This is a genomic window from Bacillus sp. mrc49, from assembly GCF_002803435.1.
Genome location: NZ_PHNG01000320.1, coordinates 1 through 380, shown reverse-complemented (window position 1 = coordinate 380; position 380 = coordinate 1). Strand labels below are relative to the sequence as shown.

The window sequence follows — 380 nt, the reverse complement described above, 5'->3', positions numbered from 1 at the left end:
ATGATGGTGAAAAGGTGATTTCAGGCGGAAACTTCCATGGCCAGCCGATAGCGTTCGCGATGGACTTCATGAAAATCGCCATTGCCGAGCTTGCGAACATTTCCGAGCGCCGGATCGAGCGACTCGTCAATCCCCAGTTGAATGATTTACCGCCATTCCTGAGTCCGTCGCCTGGCTTGCAATCGGGAGCGATGATCATGCAATATTGCGCCGCTTCACTCGTCTCTGAAAATAAGACACTCGCCCATCCGGCTAGTGTGGATTCCATTCCATCTTCAGCGAATCAGGAAGATCATGTAAGCATGGGGACAATTGGATCGCGGCACGCGCATCAAATCATCCAAAACGTCCGCCGCGTTTTGGCGCTAGAGCTCATTTGT

The 380-nt window shown here is 52.1% G+C and carries 1 protein-coding gene; it reads left to right on the top strand.

Annotation, left to right across the window (positions count from 1 at the left end):
• Nucleotides 1–380, top strand: a 380-nt coding sequence (locus tag CVN76_RS02155) for an aromatic amino acid lyase (protein WP_198512437.1), incomplete at both ends; no start/stop codon positions are given.